General features: G+C 44.6%; 17 protein-coding genes. 2 read left to right on the top strand and 15 right to left on the bottom strand.

The features are described 5' to 3' along the window. Positions 1-73 precede the first annotated feature (73 nt). The 10 genes from MKY99_RS15040 to MKY99_RS14995 form a co-directional block, all read right to left on the bottom strand. Entirely contained in the window at positions 74-958 is an 885-nt protein-coding gene (locus MKY99_RS15040; RefSeq protein WP_339264683.1) for a carbohydrate ABC transporter permease, read from the bottom strand. A 5-nt stretch (positions 959-963) separates the two neighbouring features. Continuing rightward, a complete protein-coding gene (locus MKY99_RS15035; RefSeq protein ID WP_218640913.1) occupies positions 964-1,896 on the bottom strand; it encodes a sugar ABC transporter permease in 933 nt (310 codons plus the stop codon). A 275-nt stretch (positions 1,897-2,171) separates the two neighbouring features. Beyond that, a complete protein-coding gene (locus MKY99_RS15030; protein WP_339271425.1) occupies positions 2,172-4,277 on the bottom strand; it encodes a hypothetical protein in 2,106 nt (701 codons plus the stop codon). Then, positions 4,270-6,912 (bottom strand): glycoside hydrolase family 2 TIM barrel-domain containing protein, encoded by a 2,643-nt coding sequence (locus tag MKY99_RS15025; RefSeq protein WP_339271422.1) that lies wholly within the window; start codon positions 6,910-6,912, stop codon positions 4,270-4,272. The genes MKY99_RS15030 and MKY99_RS15025 overlap by 8 nt, the downstream gene beginning before the upstream one ends. Positions 6,913-7,565: 653 nt before the next feature. Next, positions 7,566-10,370, bottom strand: a complete 2,805-nt coding sequence (locus tag MKY99_RS15020; RefSeq protein ID WP_339271420.1) for a glycoside hydrolase family 2 TIM barrel-domain containing protein — start codon at positions 10,368-10,370, stop codon at positions 7,566-7,568. 230 nt (positions 10,371-10,600) lie between these two features. Further along, entirely contained in the window at positions 10,601-11,713 is a 1,113-nt protein-coding gene (locus MKY99_RS15015; RefSeq protein ID WP_339271418.1) for an alpha/beta hydrolase, read from the bottom strand. 239 nt (positions 11,714-11,952) lie between these two features. Continuing rightward, complete coding sequence (locus MKY99_RS15010) at positions 11,953-14,412, bottom strand: helix-turn-helix domain-containing protein (RefSeq protein WP_339271416.1); 2,460 nt, start codon at positions 14,410-14,412, stop codon at positions 11,953-11,955. A gap of 102 nt (positions 14,413-14,514) precedes the next feature. Further along, positions 14,515-15,651: an MFS transporter gene (locus tag MKY99_RS15005; protein WP_339271414.1), complete on the bottom strand. Its 1,137-nt coding sequence runs from the start codon at positions 15,649-15,651 to the stop codon at positions 14,515-14,517. A gap of 131 nt (positions 15,652-15,782) precedes the next feature. Beyond that, entirely contained in the window at positions 15,783-16,409 is a 627-nt protein-coding gene (locus MKY99_RS15000) for an FMN-dependent NADH-azoreductase (RefSeq protein ID WP_339271412.1), read from the bottom strand. Positions 16,410-16,443: 34 nt separating this feature from the next. Beyond that, the gene (locus MKY99_RS14995; protein WP_042188329.1) at positions 16,444-17,028 is read right to left on the bottom strand and encodes a DUF3238 domain-containing protein; all 585 of its coding nucleotides are present in this window, start codon (positions 17,026-17,028) and stop codon (positions 16,444-16,446) included. A gap of 152 nt (positions 17,029-17,180) precedes the next feature. On the opposite strand from MKY99_RS14995, the gene MKY99_RS14990 reads away from it, so the two are divergent. Next, on the top strand, positions 17,181-17,654 hold the full coding sequence (locus MKY99_RS14990) for a MarR family transcriptional regulator (RefSeq protein WP_339271410.1): 474 nt from the start codon (positions 17,181-17,183) through the stop codon (positions 17,652-17,654). 133 nt (positions 17,655-17,787) lie between these two features. Here the strand turns inward: MKY99_RS14990 and MKY99_RS14985 are convergent, their stop codons facing one another. Continuing rightward, complete coding sequence (locus MKY99_RS14985) at positions 17,788-18,891, bottom strand: Gfo/Idh/MocA family oxidoreductase (RefSeq protein WP_197071293.1); 1,104 nt, start codon at positions 18,889-18,891, stop codon at positions 17,788-17,790. Positions 18,892-18,915: 24 nt separating this feature from the next. Further along, positions 18,916-19,575, bottom strand: a complete 660-nt coding sequence (locus MKY99_RS14980) for a ThuA domain-containing protein (protein WP_339271407.1) — start codon at positions 19,573-19,575, stop codon at positions 18,916-18,918. A gap of 224 nt (positions 19,576-19,799) precedes the next feature. Here MKY99_RS14980 and MKY99_RS14975 point away from each other — a divergent pair, with 224 nt between their 5' ends. Further along, positions 19,800-20,576, top strand: a complete 777-nt coding sequence (locus MKY99_RS14975) for a helix-turn-helix domain-containing protein (protein ID WP_339271405.1) — start codon at positions 19,800-19,802, stop codon at positions 20,574-20,576. Between the two features lie 141 nt (positions 20,577-20,717). Here the strand turns inward: MKY99_RS14975 and MKY99_RS14970 are convergent, their stop codons facing one another. Genes MKY99_RS14970 through MKY99_RS14960 form a run of 3 tightly spaced genes read right to left on the bottom strand, consistent with a single transcriptional unit; the run spans position 20,718 to position 23,033 of the window. Further along, a complete protein-coding gene (locus tag MKY99_RS14970) occupies positions 20,718-21,698 on the bottom strand; it encodes an aldo/keto reductase (protein ID WP_339271403.1) in 981 nt (326 codons plus the stop codon). Between the two features lie 41 nt (positions 21,699-21,739). Then, complete coding sequence (locus tag MKY99_RS14965) at positions 21,740-22,135, bottom strand: cupin domain-containing protein (protein ID WP_076299760.1); 396 nt, start codon at positions 22,133-22,135, stop codon at positions 21,740-21,742. Positions 22,136-22,190: 55 nt separating this feature from the next. Then, positions 22,191-23,033 carry an SDR family oxidoreductase gene (locus MKY99_RS14960; protein WP_339271400.1) on the bottom strand — a complete coding sequence of 281 codons (843 nt, stop codon included), beginning with the start codon at positions 23,031-23,033 and terminating at the stop codon, positions 22,191-22,193. Between the last annotated feature and the right edge of the window lie 29 nt (positions 23,034-23,062).

Below are 23,062 nucleotides of genomic sequence, written 5' to 3'. Positions count from 1 at the left end.
AAATCATCTTACCACGCACCTTCTGCAGCACCCTACGGGGCAAAACTGTGAAATGGTTTGTGATCGGGTGATGTTACCCTTTAATACTTCCGCCAAAGGATTGCCCGTTCATAATGTACTTTTGGAAAAAAACAAACAGAATAATCGGCGGCAGAATCGCAAACGTCAGCGCAATAAACTGAATGTCCTGCGGCAAAGTCGCTTTCAGATTATAGATGGCCACAATGACCGACCAGGTCGATTTATCCTTCAGCACCATAAAAGGCCAGAAGAAGTCCTGCCAGACACTGTTCATCGTTAGTATTGTAATTGTGGCCATAACTGGTCCGCTAAGCGGGAGGATTATCCTGATAAAAATGCCGATGGTGCTCGCTCCGTCAATTTTGGCCGCTTCCAGCAGCGCCAGTGGGATGGTATCAAAAAAGTTCTTGAAGATCAGAATTACCACTGGATTCACGGCAGCCATAAACCACATCGGCCAGTAGGTATTGGTCAGATTCAAGTGCAGCAGTGGAAAATCAATCAGGTTTTTGAAAAGCGGCACCATTCCGACTGTATTCGGAACCATCATGGTCCAAACGATCAAGGCAAACAGCAGTGCACTCCCTCGAGGCTTCAGCTTAGAAAAAAAATATCCTGCCAGCCCGTTAAACGTAAGACAGAACAGTACAGAACCGACAGCTAAGTAAGCCGTATTCAGATAGTAACTGAGAAAGTTAAATTCCTGCCAGGTCTCCCATAGCTTGCCAACATTGAATGAGCGAGGAATCAGGGTAGGCGGGATCGCATAAAACTCTTTGATGTCTTTAAGACTCGAAACCATAATCCAGACCGGAGGCAGAATACAGACGGCGGCAAGCACAATCATCAGAATGAACATGCACCAATACAGCACGCGTACCCAAGGTGACCTGTATTCTATATTGCCGATAATGCCAAATGCTTCTTTTGTTTTCATAGCTTCTACTCCCTGTTCAATTTCTTATCCAGCCGGAAATATATAATAGTTAGCACCATCAGGACAAGGAAAGTAATAACCCCCAGCGCCATGGAATGGCCTGCTTCAAAACTCCGGAACGCATAGTAATAGCTTTGGAGCATTAACGTCATAGAGGCGTTGTTCGGCCCACCTTCGGTCATAACCAGAGGCTCGTTGAAAATCTGGAATACACCGCTGATCTGCAAAATCATCATCAATCCGATCATGCTGGAAATTTGCGGAATGGTGATGCTTTTAAATCTCCGCCATACATTCGCACCGTCGATAGAAGCCGCTTCGTACAGATCATGATTAATGCTTTGCAGACTGGCTAGATAGAGCAGCACCGTTCCCCCGAAATTCCGCCAGGTAATCGTGAAAATAATCAGCATAATCGTCATGTCCGGGTCCTGAAGCCACTGCTGCACCGGGAATCCCAGAGCGCTCAGCATAATATTCAGCACGCCGCCCTTCCCAGGCTCAAACAGAAACATCCATAACATCGAGGCAGCAATGCCGGGAACCATGCTCGGAAAAAAGACCGAAAAGCGGAAAAACGATTTCCCATGCCTGAGCTCATTGATCACAACTGCGACTATAATGGGTACAGCAAAACCGATCAGCAGCGACCAGAACACATACACAAAAGAGTTGGTCAGTGTCTGCTGAAATGCTGAGTTCTGTATCACATCCTTGTAATTCTGCAGTCCGGCAAAGCTTACGGCATTATAACCCTCTGTATTGAAAAAAGAGAGCACAATGCCCTTCACCAGCGGCTGCCAGGAAAAAAAGAAAAAGGCAAACAGCGTAGGGACAATTAATATCCAAGATGACCAATCTCTAAATAGACGCCGCACAGGATAACCTTTCTTTTTCTTAGTCATTAAAGGATTTAGTTCAGTGGTTTTTCCAATCATGCTCCTGTCCTTCCTTCCTCCCGAAGCCAAGAATTCACTCCGGTCAGGCGTTGTATAGTTGTTATATTTAAATGATAGCGCTTCCTACAAAACCTCGAAATCCGGTAACCCTGCGAAAGCGTTTGTAAAGCTACTTATTTTGCTGGCAAGCAATCATGCGAGAAATATAAAAGATTGTGTATGGTATGAAACTTATACTTTCTTATATTTCAAAAAAAGCGATGTACGCACCGGAATGGTCGTACACCGCTTATGTTCATAGTATGACGTTTTGTTTAGGCCTCACTTAGCCCTGAGCTAATGCATAGGACGGCTGCTTCCGCTCGAAATGCTTCGCTCGCCGGATTGGGCTGCTCCTCCAAAATGCGGAGTACCGCCTGCGGCTCCACGCCGGGCTGCGGCACACGGGATGGAGATACTACGTTCCAGTCCTGTTCACCCTTGAGCCTGTAAGATAACTCATAGAGATAATAACCCGCATGCTGCCCGTCAGCGAGTTGACTTACCCCATCCTGCCACGAGCAGAGTTCAAGAGGATGCTGTTTGTCAGGTAAAACACCGGACGCGAGGGTAATGCACTCATTACGGACTACCTGCTGCTTCTGTTCCCAAGCCTGCTGATCTAGGATCCCCAGCTCTAGGCGGTATTCCATTCCCGGCTCTCCATAAAGAGTCCAAGCCACTGGACTACCCACCGCTACGAACTTCGGTGCCTCCAGAAAAACTGGCTGATGAACCGGAACAAAACGTTCCGTCTGCTCCCACTCGCCCACAGCTGGACTGCGTCTGCGATAATGCACCGTCCCCGTGAATTCAAGCTCCTGTTCCTGTAGTATAGCTTTTAGACACAGAGCAGCCTGCTCGTAAAGGTCCGTGCAGTTGTTATGCCCGAAGCGGTAGCCGATCTCATGGCGAAGTGGAATGCCGTGACTCCGGACCAAGGCCGCGAAGGCAAAGCTGAATCGGCTGAGGGTAAAGGCATCATGCGTGCCATGATTTATCAGTAGCTTAGTGCCGCTCGCTTTAAGGCCGTCTATGAAGAAATCGGATTCTAGTCCGGTTGTTTCCCGCAGGCTCGCAGAGTCACCGGCTCCCGTAAGAGTCTGTAGCAGAGTCTCGATACCTGATCTTCCGGTCTGAGGATGCCGCCAGTCCTTCTTCCAGATATCCCGGTAACCCGTATCCACCTCTGCCACATGCCAGATCAACGGGCATGCCCCTTCCGCAAACTCACGGGTAAGCCCGTTCAGAATTAGCGGAGGTGCATAACACAATGTGTACCGCACCCGGTACGGCAGCCTTAGAGGATTGCCTCCCGCCAGCAACGCGGTCAGCCCACCGCGTGAGCCACCCACGGCCACAACCTGCTCCGCATCACCACCATAGCTATCTTGGCCTCTGGCAATTGCCGCCCCAATGCCGGCGTAAATGGAACTTTGCAGGGAGCGGCTGCCGATGTAACTTCCACCGTTCCAGAGAACACCAACAACACCTTTGCCTGTGCTGGCCAGAGTCTTTCCGATGATTTCCAGAAATGAGGGACCTACAGTGCTGAAGGTATTTTCATTGGCATCATAATAACCGTTGAATAACAGCGGATAGCCCTTAACACTTTTCGCACTCCAATTGGGCGGCAAAATATAGGACGCAAGGCTATGCTGACCGTTCTTCGTAACTAACAGACTGCCGCTGATGAGCTGAAACACAGGCGCATTGCTTAAAAGAGCCCCATCGTCAGCGGATTCATTACGGTAGACCACCGGATACCCGAAGGTCTTCAGGATACGGTCGCTCAAGGAGATGGCAACTAAATCATCTACTGCATAGAGACTGTAGCGGTCACCAATATAGCGTTCAAATTGCGGGGTTTTAAGTTCTTTATCCCCTTCGTTACTGCCGAACAACTGATAATCTTCGGTATTGTATACATAAGGGCTATCTGGATCGTTATTATAGAGCCGTACATGCTCAGCTACAACCTTCTCTCCAGCTTCGTCCATCCGCAGGGTCCCGATGCCGTCGGTCCCACCATAACGGAAGCCGCCTTTCCCCTCAGCAGCACTGTTATCCCAGTGTGACACTACTGGAAGCGTATTGATCAGTAACGGACTGACCAATACGAACACTCCTTCCTCTGAATTCTGGGTTCCTTCCGCGTTTTCAGCCTCGACTGTATCCTCTCGCAGGGTTGACCAACCGGCTTTGTGATAAGTTACTTCACCGCTCCGCAAGTAGGCCAGCAGTAGTTCTGCATCGTGCATTTTTAAGTAATCGGCCACAGCCCTAGTAACAGGTAGAGCAATGGGCTCAGATCCACCACTCAGAATAAACCGACTTAGCGGAACGTATTTTCCCGGTACAAAACACAATGATTTACTCATAAATTCCTTCTCCTTCATCTGGTATCGTATCGCCATGTGCTGTCAGAAACGAGCAAAATTTAATTTCTGGCAGACCGTCGGTACTACAGTAATTCTCCCCAGCCAGAAATCCTCCCGACAGTTTTGGTGTGCAAGTAACCGTCACCGTCCTTTTTTCTCCTGGAAAAAGGGTGAGGAACTGTTCATCTGCTTCCATCCAGTAGCGGTCCCCCTTCTCCTCTGCATGTACATGTAACAGTACTTCACTACCAGTATTATGGAGAGTGAAGTGAGCTTGGTGACTTATCTTTCCTACACCAGTAGGTTGCCATAAGCTTTCCTGCCGCACCTGAAGGTTGCCACCTGTAAGTTCAAGTGCTGGGGCATAAAGATGTTGGTTAGCTGTAGAGAACACATATAAATTTTGCTGCGATTCTTCTTCAATGTTCCGGAATGACAATCTGACAAAATATAATAGATCCTCAGGCTCAGGCACGCTGAAATTCAACTCCCCAACACAGACAGCACGATCTTTGTCTCCTTCTGCCTCGAAGGTTTGCCGATATAGGCTTCTACCCGTTGCATCTAGCACTTCTGCATCAACCTTTACCTTGCCTCCATCCACACCATGCACGAATACATTTCCATGAAATCTAGTACCAGGCGTTAAAAGTAGGCTGCGATAATCTAGCGAAGCATGCTGCGGACGGAAGGCTTGTTTCACCCAGTGGTAGGCCATTTTAGTTTCACCATAATAATCTACAAGATTGGTGCAAGACACATTCGGCCATGGCTCGTTGAACTGCCAGACAATGCTGCCGCTGTTCCTGAATTTGCGGCGACGGTTAGCCTCAAGCACGAAGCGGATTCCTTCTGCCTGCATCCATTGGCTGCAAGCAGAGAACTGCTTCAAATCATTCATGCTACCGAACATTTCTTCTTCACGGCTTAGCGTATCCCACCACTCCCCGTGATGTCTCCATACGGCGCTGTTCTCCATCGAGACAGGCTGCTGGTTGGCTTCATTCAGAAATTTCTCTAGGCTTTTGAGAGAACTCAGACCGTCCACACCAAATTCGCTATGCAGCAGATTATCGTTACTGCCATATAATTCGTAGTGATAGGGGTTGCCCATATACTTCCAGTAGCCATGAACATCATGCCCCTGGCCCTTGGCTTCCGTAATATACTCCACCGGACCAGATGCCGAGGTCGGCAGAAAGAGCCGCTGCGGATCATACTGCTCTACCAGCCCCTTTAGCATCGCCAGATTGGAATCACTGAGGTCTGAAGGCTTGTTTGGTTCACTCATTAATTCATTTCCACCGCTCCATACCGTTAGTGATACATGATTGCGTTTATCACAGAGTGCGGTGCAAGCCGTCTTACGCAGCAGTTCCAGGAACTCTGGCTGCTTGGATGGAATATTATCAATGCCAGAACTCGATTGGATGAACTCCTGCCAGACCATAATGCCATTTACATCACATAAGTCGTAAAACGCTTTCTTCTCAATGATTCCACCGCCCCATACCCGAACGAGGTTGATATGTGCCGCTTTCATTAGATGGATCATCTGCTGATACTGTTCGACCATCACATTTCCGTAGAGATGATCCAAGGGTGTCATATTTACACCTTTTATATAAATCTTGCGCCCGTTGATCACGACCGTATAAGGTAGTGCGTTGTCGGGGCTTCCTTCATTAAGGATATAATCGAGCTTGCGGATGCCTGTCTGTAACCTCCGGGTATCCAGCACCATATCCTCTTCGTCCAGCAGCTTCAGCTCAAGGCTGTAGAGCGGTTGTTCTCCGTAACCGTTTGGATACCATAGCTGAGGTTCAGGTATTTCGAGCTCCGTGTTCACAACTTCTCCCGCAAGAACAGAGTACGTCTGAACCAGCAGCGGATTCCCCTTCGGATCAGAACAAGTGATGCTCGCTGTCAGCCTTTCTGTATGTTCAGGACCAGCCATCTGTTTGATGCTTGCCTGAATAGAAATTCGACCAGACACCTCCCCGTCATTTTCACCAAGGTCCGCATCTGTAGTGATCGACACGTCTTGCCAAGAACAATCCCGGTGAACCCTCAGTACCACATCATCCCAGATTCCGACGTTAACTAACCTGGTGGAGAAATCCCATTTATAATTAAAACGGCTCTTCTGCGTAAAGGTGGCCGAGGTTTTGCCGATTTGGCCCATTTCATCCGGTGCCTGCTTCAGTAGCATTGAGATTTCCAGACTCTCCCGCTCCGAGAGGAGATCTGTAACATCAAATACAGCAGGCTCGAACATTCCCTTATGTTCACCCAACTGGATATTGTCGGCGTAAACAGCTGCTTCATAGTCTAGCCCCTGAAAGACCAGTTCAACTCGGGATGCCTTCAGCTCAGGATGTTTCAAAGTCGTGCGGTAAACCCACCAACGGTTCTCTACCCATTCACAGCTTAAGCTGTTCAACTCTTCATAAGGATTGCTAATCCAGCCCTGTCTGTAGAGATCATAATGAACTCCACCCGGCACAGTAGCTGGCATCCAGTCTGTAACTCCCATCAATTCCTGTCCTAGCTCCATGCTGGTGCCCTTTAACGGCACCCAAGGCCAGTACCCTTTGACTTCCCACTTTAGATCGTTCAATAAAATTTGTTTCATGTCTTCTCCCGTTCCCCCAAATCCTGCTTAATTTGGCGCTGTTCATGACTAAGAACGGCTCTGGCGCCATCGGTTAATGCGCTTACAATTCTATTCATCTAGCTTCATTACCAATGATAGCATCGGGTTATCATTTTCGAAGGCCCCTAACCCTGTGAAATCGTTTGTTAATCTGCGCAGTTGCAGCTAAATACAAACAACCATTCTAGAACCAAGCCGTTTGTAGAACGCGAAAAAGGAGTTCCCTCAAGCCGTGAAAGGCCACCGGGGATCTCCTTTGCTTTTTGTTTGGACTGAGATTCAAGAACTCCTGCAACGACGTAGCACCTATCGGACTGAGATGACCCTAAGCGCAGTATTATTACACTTTTGGAATGCTAACGGACCCCGAGTCGCTATTCGCATAAAAAACTCTGTAATTGAGCCTCTTTCTGAGCAATAGGTTCACTGGAGTCCGAAACTCTCACAAGCTAGAGGATGATTACACTGTTGAAGTTGAAGTCTGCCTCCTGACTAGCACCAAAAGAGCAGCGGTTCTCTCGTGACTTAGAGAATCGCTGCTCTGCTGTTAAACGGGCCATCGTATATAAAGAAGCACTGTCCCTGTGTTCTGTTCATCCATATGAAATACAAAGAAGAGTCTTAGAAACCCCCTACTTGATTAACTCAAGAAGCTCGTTAACAGTTGCTTTGTATTGTGGTTTGAACGCTGCGGATTTCATGTAACCCGCAAGGCTTGATAAGAACTGTCTTCCTTCAGGCGTATCGCTTACCTTGTCTGCATCTAAAGCGCACACTAGTAAGTTGCCTGCTCCTACGCTGCATTCCACGAGGAAACTAAGCTTATGATTTCTTTCAAAATTGTCGATGGTCTGCACCACGGGATTCCAACTGCGATCAGCTTCATCCATGATAATGGATTTTGAGTGCTGAACGATATTCCACCATGGATATGTTGAATACTCCTCGCTAGGGAACTCGTGGAATACAGGATGGCTGTTATCAATTAAAAGTCCCATGGTACCCACAGGAACTGGCCGGTTCATGCTCTCTGAGATAGAGCGGAACATTGGGTAACACCAGAAATCTGTGCAGTAATAACCCTCGACAGCATTTTGGAGAGTTTCCGGTTTCGGCATCAGCAACACGTTCTCACCTTGCTCCAGTAGTGCAAGCGCATCACTAGACAGCTTGTCGAATACATGGATGCCTTCCAGCATATTGCCGCTCTTTTCTGGGTAAATCCATAGATCGTAGCTCTTACGAATATCTGTCCCCTGTATCGAGAGAGACAATACGATTGTACTCATCCGGTCAACTACAGGCAGCGTTATTTCCAAATCGCAGATATCGATGTAATTCGTTCCTGCAGGAACGTTCACCTCGCTTGTACCTTCTGCCAAAATACCATTATCCACAGTCAGTTCCCAACGTAATTCAAGTGTATCTGGCAAACCGCTGCGGAAGCAGCTTAGCTCTACATGAGCATCGAACGGTTCACCGGAGACATAGTTATACTTAGGAAATCTCGCCAGCAGAACGGCATCATTACAGAAGGTTCGCCATTCCTCAGGGCTAATCATTCCTTTGGAATCCATAAAGGCGTCGAGGACACCTACTAATGCTGTTCCCTGACCGCTGAAATCCTGGAGATCCAAGAGCTGGAAGCCGGCAAGCCGCCGGGAGCGGAATGCCGCCTCGAGTTCCTCTTTGTAACAGGCTACGGCCAGCTGCCCTGAACATTCGAAGTATTTAGCGGCTAAATGCCCCAGTCCCTTACTTTCCAAGCGTTCACGGAAAATTTTGAAATTCTCGGCCTTGAGTGGTCCGTTGTATTTTTCGATCTCTTCAAAATTTGGATAGGTTGCGTATTGTCCAATCTCATGCGAAACAACAGGAATGTGCGGTATCCATTCTCCGGAAGCCTCATCTGCTTTCACGGTCTTGGCTTCGGCACCATACTGAATCTGGATCTCACCGCCAGCTGTATCTTCCATCTTCTCTCTATTCAAGAGATCCAAAGGTACGATCTGATCATCATAATCCTTCAATGAACTCGGCAAGGCAGTCTGTACATGTCCTAGTGGTGCATCACACATGGCATAAGAACCTCTGAACAGTCGGTCTCTGGAAAAGCGTACCCCACTGAAGAAATCGTCATGTTCCAGAATTTCCGGTACCCATTGGTGGTTATTGGAGCCCTGTGTATAGAGAATCCGTTTATCGAACGCTTTATAGTCCTTCAGGAAAGAATCAATTTTAGCTTTACTGCCCCATAACTCATTACCAAGGGACATCATCACGAAGGAGGGATGATTGCCGAAGGCCTGGAGAATGGCATAACCCTCACTGATCAGATAATCCTGCTCTGCTTGATTATGGCCATCATCGGTTTTTTCCGTGATTGTACCCCAGAATGGAAGTTCTGGTTGCATATAGATCCCAAGCATATCCGCAGCGGTAAATGCAGCCTCCGGTGGACAGCAGGTATGGAAGCGATAATGATTGATACCGTAGGACTTGGAAATGCCAAGGATTCTTACCCATTCCTCGACATCAGTTGGGGCATAGCCGGTGAGCGGGAAGATCAGGCCGTCATGTTTGCCGCGGAGAAAGGTTTTCTCTCCGTTGATTGTAAACTTGTCGCCCTCCGCTCGGAATTCCTTCAAACCAAAGATGAGCTCCTGTTGGTCAGTAATATGTCCATCCATGTCTTTCAAAACAAGGGTTATTTTATAAAGATTGGGAGCGCCTTCACTCCAGAGCAACGCGCTTTGGCCCAGCACATAATCGACGGAAAAAAGCCCCGGTGAAACAGGAAACTCACGCTCGTCCACCGCGTGTGTCTCTTCACTATTGAAGCTTTGAGCAGACACCGCAAGCGTAGTTTCACAGTTGCTGTCCAAAATTGCTGTAATACGAACCGTACGTGCAGCCAGATTCGACTCCAGTCGGATATTAGTAAGCTGCGATTCCCCATAGAACTGAAGCTCCATACGACCGGTAATTCCATTCCAGTTGGTCTGGGTATCCTGTGAAGTCAAATGTCCGCCTTTGGTTGGGTAATCGGTATTGTCCACACGGACGGTGATTGTATGAATTCCAGCTTGTAGCTTCGGCAATTCATATATATGCGGGGTGTTCAGACTGTTACGGCTACCGATCTCCGTATTGTCCAGCCAAATCGTCGTAAGTCTCGTCCGTTCCAAAAATAGATAGCAGGCCTTACCGGCCAGCTCATCCGGAATGAATACCTCTCTTGCAAACCAGACTTGCCCTTCAAACAAATATTCATCGGTTAGAGCGCTTACTAAAACTTCCTCGTTCTTTGGTCCTTTACGTGCGTATGACGTTGTTCCCGGCAGTGTGATAACATCTGTAAAAGGCAAGGTTAGTCCCTGTTTTGTCTCATCCAATTGCAACTTCCATTCGCCTTCTAGGTTGATCTTTGTCTGCAAAATATCACTCCTATTATGGTGATCACTGATCTATAGCAGTATAATGCTCTACTATATAAAGCTTAGCATATTAAGCCAGATAATTCAGTAGAGTGGTTAACACTCATTTGAATGACGACAGGTCTAATCTTACAATATAGCCGGAGCATGAATGTGCCTGATGACAAGATTTAATAGTAATTTCAGAACAATAAAAAAAGCCGCAATGAGCGGCTTTTGAATATAATTTATTACACATTCTCCAGCATGAAATTCCCAATTTCAATCAAACTATCTTCCGCTTGCGGTGTGACGCCCACCTGATCGGCAAAGCCGTGAGAAAGTCCTTTGTACCGTACCGTTTTCACTTGGACGCCCGACTCCTTCAGCTTTAAGGCATAAGCATCATCTTCAATACGCAGAAAGTCATATTCGCCAAACAAAATAATGACAGGCGGCATCCCTTTCAGATCTCCTCGCAGCGGGCTCACATAAGGGATTGTATCATCGGACACGCCCAAATATTCGCCTAAGCCCACAGTTCCTAAACCACCGCTCAACAAATTCAGTATAGAACGAATCTCTTTATCCTGAGACGGGGATATTTCATAAACATCTCTGCGCTGCATATGTTCCTGCATACCTGCTGCGTCCACGCTTGGATATAGTAGTGCCTGTGCCTTTACCATCTGCGTTCCTTCATCCCGATCTTTCATTGCGCATACCGTGGCTAAATTCCCACCTGCGGAATCACCGGAAATACAGATGCGATTCGGATCACCATTAAATTCTTCGGCGTGAGCATATATCCATTTCAACACGGTATAACAGTCGTCGAGCCCAGCGGGGTATGGGTTCTCCGGAGCTAAGCGGTAATCAACCTGAATCGATACACAGCCCGTATTTGCAACCACAAGCTTGCACATCTCCTCTACTACTTCGGGTCCTCCTGCTACGAAACCGCCTCCGTGGATGTAATAGAACACTGGCTGCAACTCTCCACTCTTCTTCTGCGAAGTGTAAATTCGCACCGGGACAGCAACATCACCGTTTTGAACGGTAGCATGCCTCACATCAACACCTTCAGTAATCGGAATGCTGTTCACGCCATTCATCATCTTGCGCATTTGAGCTGCACTTTTTTGGATATTTTTCTTTCGGCTGCCTTTCAACATCATCTTAACCAGCATTCCCTTGAAACCTTTTAGGATTGACTCCATACTTTGATAAAAGCGAGGATCCAGCACACCTGGCTCATCGGTTTCAGGAATAGGCTTAATCAGGATATCCAGTCCATTTACATTAATTACATGTTGCCTTTCTAGCATCGATGTAAGAAGCTGTTGCGAATATTTACGTTCCATGATGATTACTCCTTTTCAAATGTTGTATGGTAAAATGATTTGCGGCGATTTGTATTGGTTGCCATAACTCAATTATAGGTTTGGGTTTGCAGAAAAAATATCGCATTATTTCTTTTGTTATATCCTTCTTTTATCATTATTATTGAAAGCGATTTCAAAAATGATGTCGAGAGCAAAAATACAATATAAAAAACAAAAAAGGACAACACTAAAGTCATCCTTGTTATACTATTCTCTATTTAACGTGTTAATCTAATCACTTGTACCTCATGTGGTTGTACAACAGCATTTACCACAAAATTTGCTGTCACTTGCAGTGAACGTATTTGAAATAACGGCAGGGACCGACCTTCAAGATAAGACCATTCTTCTGGACGCATGTCCTTAGGTGCCCCCATATTCAACCATTCATCAAAGGCGCTTCCCCCAGCCGGACCTACCGAATACCTTCGCTCTGTATAAACACCCGGCGTTAAGCCGTCTAGACGAATGTGATACTGACGGGTATTGCGTATATTGAACACGTTGTAACGTTCGGTTTGAGTCAAGTGAGTGGTATGACGGTAGCGATATAGAGTATCATAATGACAATAATTATATAGAAATATCTGTATTTCAGCTTTCGAGGAAGTTATAAAATACCCATCACCTTCAGCTATCAGACCGCTTCCTGCATAACGCAACAATTGCAGCGCCCGATAACAGCTTTTGGGCAAACCTCCGCGAGTGAATAAACCAAACCCGCCATGAAAAAGATCCGACGAAGGAACAATCTCCTCCAAATGGTCACTAAGCGACCAGTATCCCATAGCCTCAAAGTGGTCGTAATTCTCCAGAATATTTTTGAAAAGAAAAGTAGATTTGTAGGAGGTATCATTACACAAATCACGCTGCCATATGTTATTACTCCACTCTTCAAGAATCACGGGCAGACTAGCGAAACCACGTTGACGCAACAGCTTTTTGACCTTATGTAACGCGTGTTTCATAAACTGTTCATCGCCGCTTACCGCAAGTGGAAAAGCTTCATCCTCTGCCATGAGCTGAAGACCAGTGTCTTCTTGACCCGGTAAGATGCTGTGATAAGCACGTAGAGCCAGAGAGTCGGGCAAACAATTTCCCTTACTGCAAGACACTAGGAATTCGCTGATAAAATTACTAGAGTCAATGTTGCTTCCTGGACCAACAATATGTAGCTGCGGATCGATAGCACGGATGGCGTGGCTGGTTTCACGGTAAAGCACCCAGTATTCTTCCATGGTAAACACACCATATCCTGAGAACTCTGGACTCACGAAAGGAGCAAACCTCCATTCCCGCACGGACTCAATCCCATACCGATCAATGAAATGCCTAACAAGTGAAGTCACAAGGTCGAGCCATTTGTCAAGATGCTCAGGCATAGAAAGGATGCTTGGCCTCTTAAATGGAAACACGGCTTCCCTCGCTAATGCAGAAGGCATATAACTAAATTCAACATAAGGCTTTAACTCCACTGAAAGCATGAAGTCCAGTACCTCATCTACATAAACAAAGTTATAATCTGCGCTACCAGACATTTTCCTGACATACAGCATCATGTCATCGTCTAACAGACCTTTGCAGCGCATATAGCGAAAGCCAATCTCCTTTTGCAGCTTTCGTATTTGCGCCTGTACCGCGCCATTCAACAGATCCTTGGCGTAACCTGCATTAATCAACGTCCGCCAGTTATGACTCAGCGTCCGAATCTTACGGCCAGTGTCCACATGAAGATCATATCCCTCATTGACTTGAGGTTGGACAATGGAGTGCTCGTTGTGATGCAAATGCCGCATTAGTGAAGTGAAATCGGTCGAAAATCCCGCTGTGACCATTCTGTTCTCCTGTGGATCTGTCGCATCATGCTCATTTACTAGACGGTATTGCCCTGGTGTAACACCAAAGCGCCGTTTGAAGGCGTCGATCAAAGCGTTGGTACTTGGAAATCCAACTTCTGAGGCGATGTCCGTGATCGTTCTTTCACTACGAAGAAGTGCCACTGCCTGACTCAGTCTGACATTTGTAAGGTAGGCAGTAAAAGTAAGACCAAGCTGTTTCTGAAATAAATGGGACAGGTAGGAGCTACTTAAATAGATAGTAGAGGCTAATCCACTCAGAGTAATATTTTCCCGATAATGTCGGTGGAGATAGTCGGTTGCTTTGCGCAATCTTTCCTTACTTGAGGATTTGGAGGGATCCTTCTGCTTGTTCTGCTCAAGAAAAGTATGCACTAGACTGTTCAGCAGTACACCTACACGACTACGCATTAGTATAGGTAAACGAGATTCGTTTTTGTAATAGGCCTGGAATACACTGGCGAACTCACTTCGGATTACATTAAAGCGAGCTTGTTCGTCCTTAGGGTATAGAAAAGACTTACACTCTATAATTATACTTTCAATCTCAGGACAAAAAGCTGCCAAAAATGCCGGCGAGATAAACAGCGATAGCGCCTTGCCCGAACCTTTCATATTTAAAGCGTGCAGTTGGTAGCTATTCAATACAATAATGTCATCCTGCTGAACTTCATAGGTAAACTGATTGTCATCCAACTGTAGTACCCCAGTTCCCTGCAAGATGTACATTACCTCAAGTTCTTGATGCCAGGAAGCGATAGCGTCTTCAGGGAGGTTAATTGAAAACCTGAAATCCGAGGCTATCAATGTATTTTCTTGCATACCTAACCTCCTATTCTTAATCTTAATAGAGCCTTGCCTCATTCAAAATCCTATCATATAAACCCATGAAATCAAGTTTACTGTCTTATTGATAACGAAGGTTCATGTTGTTTTTAGTGTCTTTTTTACAAACAATATAAAAAACACCAGACTAATAAACCCAGATATAGCACAAGTAATAAATACCATCTGATATCCCATAAGCTGTGAAACAAATCCAAGTAGTATAGCTCCTAAACCAATTCCTAAATCAAAAGCAGTAAAGAATGTAGCGTTCGCTACACCTCTTTTCGCTGGCGGGGCTAATCGAATCATCGCTACTTGAAGCGCTGGTTGAGCTGATCCGAATCCAATTCCGTACAAAATAGCTGTAATAACCACTCCAACAATTCCTTTAGTCATTGTTAGGACGAATAGTGCGACTATCAATATGAAAAGAGCAGGTACAATAATGACCCCTTCCCCATACTTATCGGATATCTTCCCTGTAAGTGGTCTAATTACTGTAAGTGTGACTGCATACACTAAGAAAAAAGCACCCGTGTTAACTTCAATATTTGCCGCAAACAGTGGTAAAAAAGTTGTAATACCACCAAAAGTAAATGATAAGAAAAATGTAACGATAGCGATAGGTAAAACTGTTTTTTCATAAAATGATATTGTTTTTTTTGATGTGTTTTGTACTGTTGGAATTTTTGCACCAAATCCAAGTATGAATGCAATCAAAGCTAATGCTGTACATAGAAGAAATAGGTAATGAAATGAATAAGATTTTGTTACCCAAAGACCAATGATTGGTCCTAACGCCATACCTAATGTCATTGCTAGTCCATACCATCCCATTCCTTCTCCACGACGAGATTGTGGAATAACATCAGTCACAGCCGTTCCTATCGAAGTTGTAGCAACTGCCCAGCTGACTCCATGAAGGATACGTAATATTACTAAAAATATAATGCCTGTTACCCAATCATAAAAATACATGGTTATAGCAAAAAAAAGTAATCCGCTTATTATAAATGCACGTCGACCAAACCGATCCATTAATCCTCCAATAATAGGACGAAAAATTACTGCCGATATTGTAAACACTCCAATTATTAATCCAACTTGAGATTCACTTCCACCTAGTTGTTTGATAAACATAGGCAATGTTGGCATTAGTAAATAAAATCCACTAAATAGTAATAAAGCTGTAAGGGTCAGCATGATATAGTTTTTTGTCCATAAACGTTCCATTGTAATGTAATCCTTCTTTCTATCGACTTTAGGTAATCTCCAAAAATAGTGAAATAGGCGAATAAAAAAGCAGCACCACCGCTATAAAAGTGTTGGTACTGCCCTATATAGACTGATACACGCTTGGTTATTTAGAACGTCCTTGATACTTTAACAGCTTTTTCAAGCCCTGCGACAATAATCTCTTCTGCCTTATCAGGGAATTGGCTGTGCCCTTCAATGATAATAGTCTCTATATTTTTCACACCAAAGAAGTTCATCATACTTGTTACATATTTAACAGCCATCTCTAAATCAACTTTTGGTCCCTCAGAATACACACCACCACTTGCGTTTAATAACACTATTTTTTTATTTCCAATAAGCCCTACTGGACCTTCTGGTGTATATTTAAATGTTTTGCCTGCGCGGTTTAAGTAATCAATATATGTGTGTAGTACAGCTGGGATGGTTAAATTCCATAAAGGGAACCCAAATACGACTTTATCCGCTGCAAGGAATGGATCTAAATACTTATCAGCAACAGCTACTGCTTTTGCTTCTTCTACTGTTAAATCTAATCCTCTACTAGACTTAAATGTTCCGTTAATCATATCTGCACCTACGTAAGGCAATTCCTCATTGTATAAATCCAGCTCTACTACAGTGTCATTTGGATGTGATTCTTTATAGCTCGCTAAAAAAGCCTCAAATAATCTAACACTTATCGACTGATCTGCTGGTCGATTGTTTGCTTTTACAAATAAAACGGTTGTCATTCCTTGTTCCTCCTGATGTGCACTCTTATGTTGTTTATAATATTTTTTTGAAGCTATACTCCATTTCTCCAGCCATAGCTTCTGGTGTATCACCAGTTACTCTGTAATCATGTGTATAAATTTGTTCGAACGTTCCAAAGTTCACTTGTTTATAAAATTCAAAACAAGGAAATCCATCATGTGCTCCTTGCATATTGACAGTACCATCCTTTTGAATATGAACTATTAAAAGATAGTCAACTGGAGGTGCAAATGCATTTAATGGATTGCTAGCACTTGCACTCATTTGAAACCTAACGTCTTCAGAGCCCCACACAATATCAGTGCACAAAATACCTTCTGTAGTAGCTTTTCCTGTTTTTTTATTAACAGAACCATCTGGAGTAGTGACTCTTTCTGTTGTAATACCAGTATTTGCATATGTGAAAATATCTTTTTTGTAAAAATCTACAACTACTTCTTGTTCCACTCTGGAGCGCATAGCGTTGACAGCATAGGGTGTGAATTCACGTGAGTCACCTTCAAAATGGATTACGTTTCCTGTTTCTTCATCCTTCCTAGGATCAGTCCACGGTGTTGGAATAAATACACTTGCTCTAACTTTAACAATATTAGTCATGAGAACCCTCCATAATTTATTAATTCTGTTTCAGTGATTCCTGTTTCTTTCACAACAGAAAATATAGTCAACTTGATTGACTACTTTTCGCATAGTACAATGTATTTCGTACAAAGTCAACTAAGTTGACTTTATTTAAGGAGGTTTTATGTATGACTCAGGAAGTCTTTAGTGAATTGGATCTGACAACACTTTTATCATTATCCTTTAGTACATCAATTAATGAACTACATGATAGATTGCGTGAATTAGGATTTGCTGATATTAGACCTGTACATGGTTTTATGTTTAAGTGTATTGTTCCAAACGGAGCAACAGGTATAGAATTAGCCGAATATTTAGGAATTACGAAGCAAGCCGTAAGTAAAATGGTAGATTATCTTGAGAAAAGTGGTTATGTAATTCGCGAAAATCATCCCACTGACAAGAGAGGAAAAATCATTGTTTTGACTGAGCGAGGTTGGTTAGCAGTGAAAGCAAAAGAAGAAATACTAACTGAGATTGAGCAACGTTGGATTGAAATCATAGGTGCTGAACGACTGCAGATGCTCAAAGATGATTTAACAACACTTGTATATAAAGCAAATGAAGATAAATCTACTATGAGATCAAGACCTGTCTGGTAAGTGTATGGTGAAGATTTGGTGTATGCTGCGATTCATCAAACCAAAAAGGGTAGAAGACTTAAAGATCTGTCTTCTACCCTTTTTGAAAGCTGATTATCTGCAGCATACATTTAGTATTTGTTCTGGGAAATTACTACTCTAAATACCCTTTGACTAAGCCCAGCGGCAATGGCTTGGGCTGCTCGCAGCTGGTTACCAGTTGAGCATATTGCTTAGAGTCGGAACTTGTATGGAATGCATGCATGATCTCAAGTACGTGATTGGCGAGTTCTCCGTTTGCACGAGGAGTCTCCCCCGTGTCGATGCAGTGTGCCATATCTGCTACTCCTATGCCTCTACTATTATCTGCATAATTGTAGATAAGTGGGATCTCTTGGAATTCCGAGCTGTGTGCCGGGCGTAAAAGGATCGGCCCTCCAAAGTTGTTAGGGTCCGGTACGATCAAGGTTCCTTGCGATCCGTAGATTTCGATCCTCGGTAAAGTACTGTGCCAAACATCAAAGCTGGTAATCATGGTTGCCACAGCGCCACTGTCAAACTCAATCGTTCCAGCAACATGTGTGGGCACCTCTACATCAATGACTTTGCCAAACTTTTTGTCGCTCGTGATCGTTCTATGAGCAAAGGAGGTTTTAGTGATGCCGCATACTGTTTTAGCTGGGCCTAGCAAAGATACTAACGCAGTTAGATAGTAGGGTCCCATGTCAAACATGGGTCCTCCACCGGCTTTATAATAAAATTCCGGATCAGGATGCCAGCTTTCATGTCCATGACAAAGCATAAAGGCAGTTGCTGCCACCGGCTCCCCGATATAACCATCCGCAATCAGCTTACTGCAGGTTTGCAGACCGCCTCCAAGGAAAGTATCTGGTGCGCAGCCAAGGAACAGGTTCTTTTCCTTCGCCAGACGAACTAGCTCAGTGCCATTTTCAAGGGAAAGGGATAAGGGCTTCTCCACATACACATGCTTGCCAGCTAGCAAGGCTTGCTTGCACACGTCAAAATGAAAATTAGGCGTTGTTAGATTAACGACTATTTCAATCTCTTCCGAAGCAAGTAATTGTTCTGTCGTCCATACATGAGGAACGCCATATTTCTCCGCCGCTTGCTCTGCACGACTTTTATCCAGGTCGGAACAAGCATAGACCTCAGTATTAACGAAGGTCCCATTCAAATTCTCAAAATAAATGCTGCTGATGTTACCGCAGCCGACTATACCTACCTTCACTTTGCGCAAGATCATTCCCACCTTATCTCAGTTTTAGTTAGCCGCCCACAAAAAGCCTTTTCGCATCAGTTCCTTGGCTTCCGGTATATCGAAAACGTCTGCATGATGGCCAAGTGAATTATAGAAAACCTTCCCTTTTCCCCATTTCTTCGTATATACAACGGGCATCCTGATGACACCATTTGCTGAATGCTCACCCTCACTCATTACAAACGTAGTTGTTGCCAAGACATCCACTGCAGGATCTACATGTAAATAATATTGTTCCGATTTCACCTTGAAGTCTTGGATACCCTCCACAATGGGACTGGAGCCAGAATGTACGATATTAACTTCATACTCTACCCCATCGTTAAATGGATGTGCTACCCATTGTGACCCAGTCAAAAATTGCCACTCTGTATTGTTACGGAAAGAGTCGCACATCCCTCCATGACAACCGGCAATTCCTACTCCAGAAGCTACTGCCTTCAGAACTGAGGATACCTGATCATTACTGATTTCTCCCATGGTCCATACCGGTACAATAAGGCTTAAATCCGTAAGCTTGTCTACACTGTTGAAGCTATCCAGCGTATCAGACACTTCAACTTCAAAGCCTTCAGCCTCTAGAATGCCAGCAAAAATTGCGGCTACTTCATTTGGTTCATGCCCATCCCATCCACCTTTTACAATCAATGCTTTCTTCGTCATCCTGCAATCTCCTTTTCCTTTATATATGTAATCAACCTTTCGTCCATCTGATGAAATTGTAATCCAGATCAGAGAGGTGTGCTCGCCATTTCACTTGTAGGAATGGTCATTTTTTGCTAAGTTTTAGAGGTGAACCTAAAATTCAAACCACATGAACAGGAGATCTCATGAAAGCCTTTCACGAAAATAGAACTTACCATTCGACTTTCCCCTTCACTGTAATAATGTCTAATGATATTGATTTTCTAGCCCACTGGCATAACGATCTTGAGATAGTCTATGTATTTGAAGGTTCAATTCGGATGGGAATTAACTCCGAAACGAGGATCTTGAAAGCGGGAGATATGGCTATATGCAGCAGCGGAGACATCCACTACTATGACAGTAAAGACAGCAGCTCCAAGATAATGATGGTGATATTCAATCCTTCATTAATCGGTTTTCCTGGTGGATGGCCTTTGAATGTGAGGCTGACTTCCCCATTTATGGAGAAACGAGCTATACGAGAAGAAGAAGTGCGTATCAACAACCGTCTTTCTCAGATCCTGCAGGAACTTATGGACGAATATAATCAGAAGCTGGAATATCATGAACAGGTAATCATTGGCCTTTTGCACGAGTGGAGCGGACTCATTTTACGGCATGTCCCCTTGGATAAGATTAATCTACAGAAAGATAAAAGACGCATCACTAACATGAAGATTATGCAAGGGGTTCTTGAATACCTCGACGTCAACTACATGCATCCCATCACACTTGCTGACGCCGCAAGGCAAGCCAATATGAGCCTCTTTTATTTCTCCCGCTTCTTCAAGAGTCTTTCGGGTATGAGCTATATTGCATACCTTAGCAACATCCGAGTCAACCAAGCAGAACAGCTGCTGCTGACCACAGACAAATCCATTTTAGATATCGCACTGGAATGCGGTTTCACTAATATCCGTACCTTTAACAGAGTATTTAAACAGATTAAACAACGGACTCCAAGTGAATTACGTTAAGAGATACATGGTCCGTTATCTTATTATGCAAACAAAAAACCGATGATCTTTTGGTTTAGATCATCGGCTTTATTTTAATATTCGAATGCACAAAGACGGCGAAAAGGTCTACGTTTAAGTGACAAGCTTAACCAGTCTTCATTACTGAGCTCCAACTATTGGATGTGGAACATACAACTCTTCAAGGAATGAAATTTCTTCAGGTGATAATTTCACCGCTAGAGCATCTACTGAATCTTCGAGCTGAGCAATTTTCGTCGCGCCCACAATTGGAGCAGCTACAGAAGCTTTTTGCAACAGCCATGCAAGTGCGATATGAGTACGTGGTACACCTCGTTTCTCTGCTAACGACGCTACTCGCTCAACAATTAATCGATCTACATCAGCGGTTGAATCATACTTTGATTTTTGAATGAGATCGGTTTCGGATCTGCGTGTTGTTTCCGACCAATCGCGAATCAATCTTCCTGATGCCAGAGGACTATAAGGAGTTACCGCAATTTTTTGATCCTGACAAAGCGGCATCATTTCCCTTTCCTCTTCTCGGTAGATGAGATTAAGGTGATTTTGCATGGATACAAAGCGAGTCCAGCTATTTTTCTCGGCTACATGTAATGCTTTTTGGAATTGCCAAGCATACATAGCAGACGCACCGATATATCTAGCCTTTCCAGACTTCACTACATCATGCAAGGCCTCCATGGTTTCTTCAATGGGTGTGTTATAATCCCAGCGGTGAATGATATAGAGATCCACATAATCGGTCCCAAGTCTCTTCAAACTGTTATCTATTTCGCTCATAATAGCTTTTCGAGAAAGCCCACCACCATTAGGACCTGGACGCATCTGGCCCCAGACCTTCGTGGCAAGTACAATTTCATCCCGATTCGCATACTCCTTAAGCGCACGTCCGATAATCTCTTCACTGGAACCACTTGCGTAAATATTAGCTGTATCAAAAAAATTGATGCCGAGCTCAAGCGCTCTTTTAATGATAGGACGACTGTTCTCCTCATCGAGCACCCATTGGTGCCCTCCAGGCAGCACTTTTCCAAAGCTCATACAACCAAGGCAAATCCGAGAGACGTCCATTCCCGTATTTCCAAATTTGATATATTCCATAAAGCAAGCCTCCATTTCTATGTTTAAATGAGTTTTAGTTCTTACAGTGCTTCAAACCATTCATCCTCGACAGCTTCAAACCATTCTGTTTCGCCTGGAGTCATAGCCAAATGAACGAACCAACTATCCTTTGTCGCGCCATGCCAATGTCTCACATTAGCTGGAATGTTGACCACATCACCTATTTCGAGCAATTGAGCAGGTTTTCCTTCTTCCTGATACCAGCCATTTCCACCAGTGACTAACAGAACTTGTCCAACCTGATGAGCATGCCAGTTATTGCGTGCGCCTGGAGCAAAGGTTACATTACCAATTGCGGTATTAAGCGGCTTCGGATCTGTAAACACCATTTGCAAATAAGCGTCACCCGTAAAGTTTGCTTTAACCTTTTCCCCTAAAGGAAAAATAGTGCTGCTACTAAGTTGTTCATTTTTCATCGTTGATTCCTACTTTCTGCCTATAGTTAATGATTATTAGTGCACTGCGATCCTCTTACTCTCCCGCTGGAAAATCAGTAGAAGCTGCCAGTTCAGTCTGCTTCTCATAGTGGGCAACACGAGCTTTGAGGGTCGAAATCGTGCTAGCCAGTGCATGAGATCCAAGTATCATTCGTATCGGTGCCGGTTCTAATTCAACACTTTCTATGATTCGGGCAGCCATCCGCACTGGATCTCCAGGAGCTAAACTCTTAGAAGCGTCCAGCATGTTCAAAAAGTTATGTGCTGGGTTGCCTTCGTATTCTGTCATGAGTTTCGCTACCTGTGCGCTCCCATAACGGAACTCGGTACGGGCTCCTCCCGGCTCCACCAATGTAATACCGATGTTGAAAGCTTCAACCTCCTGAGCAACGGACTCACAAAAGCCCTCTATCCCAAACTTGGTCGCATGGTACATCGAATTTCCTGGGAAGGCGACCTGCCCGCCATAGGAGGAGATCTGAATTATGCGTCCACCACCCTGAGTGCGCAAATGCGGGATAGCTGAACGAATAAGCTGGATGGACCCCGTTAGATTCGTGGCAATGATATGATTAACCTCGTCGTCAGAGAGTTCTTCTGCAGCCCCAAAAAGGCCATAACCAGCATTGCTTATGATAACGTCGATACGTCCAAACTTTACAAAAGATCTATCGACAAGATTTCGAATGGCTGGAAAATCGGTCACATCTAGAATCTCGCAACTGAAGGTTTCGGGATACTTCTCAATGAGGTCAGCGACCTTGCTTTTGTTACGAACAGTACCGATAACCTTATTGCCCTTCTGAAGAAGCTGTCTCGTCATCTCATAACCAAAACCACTGCTCACACCGGTGATAAGCCATGTGCGATTGTTCATAATCATTTCCTCCTAAACTTCATATTCCG

This window comes from Paenibacillus sp. FSL R5-0470 (genome assembly GCF_037975205.1).
GTDB lineage: Bacteria > Bacillota > Bacilli > Paenibacillales > Paenibacillaceae > Paenibacillus_AQ.
The sequence above is the reverse complement of the archived record's forward strand: the minus strand, read 5'-3'. Positions and strand labels throughout refer to the sequence as shown.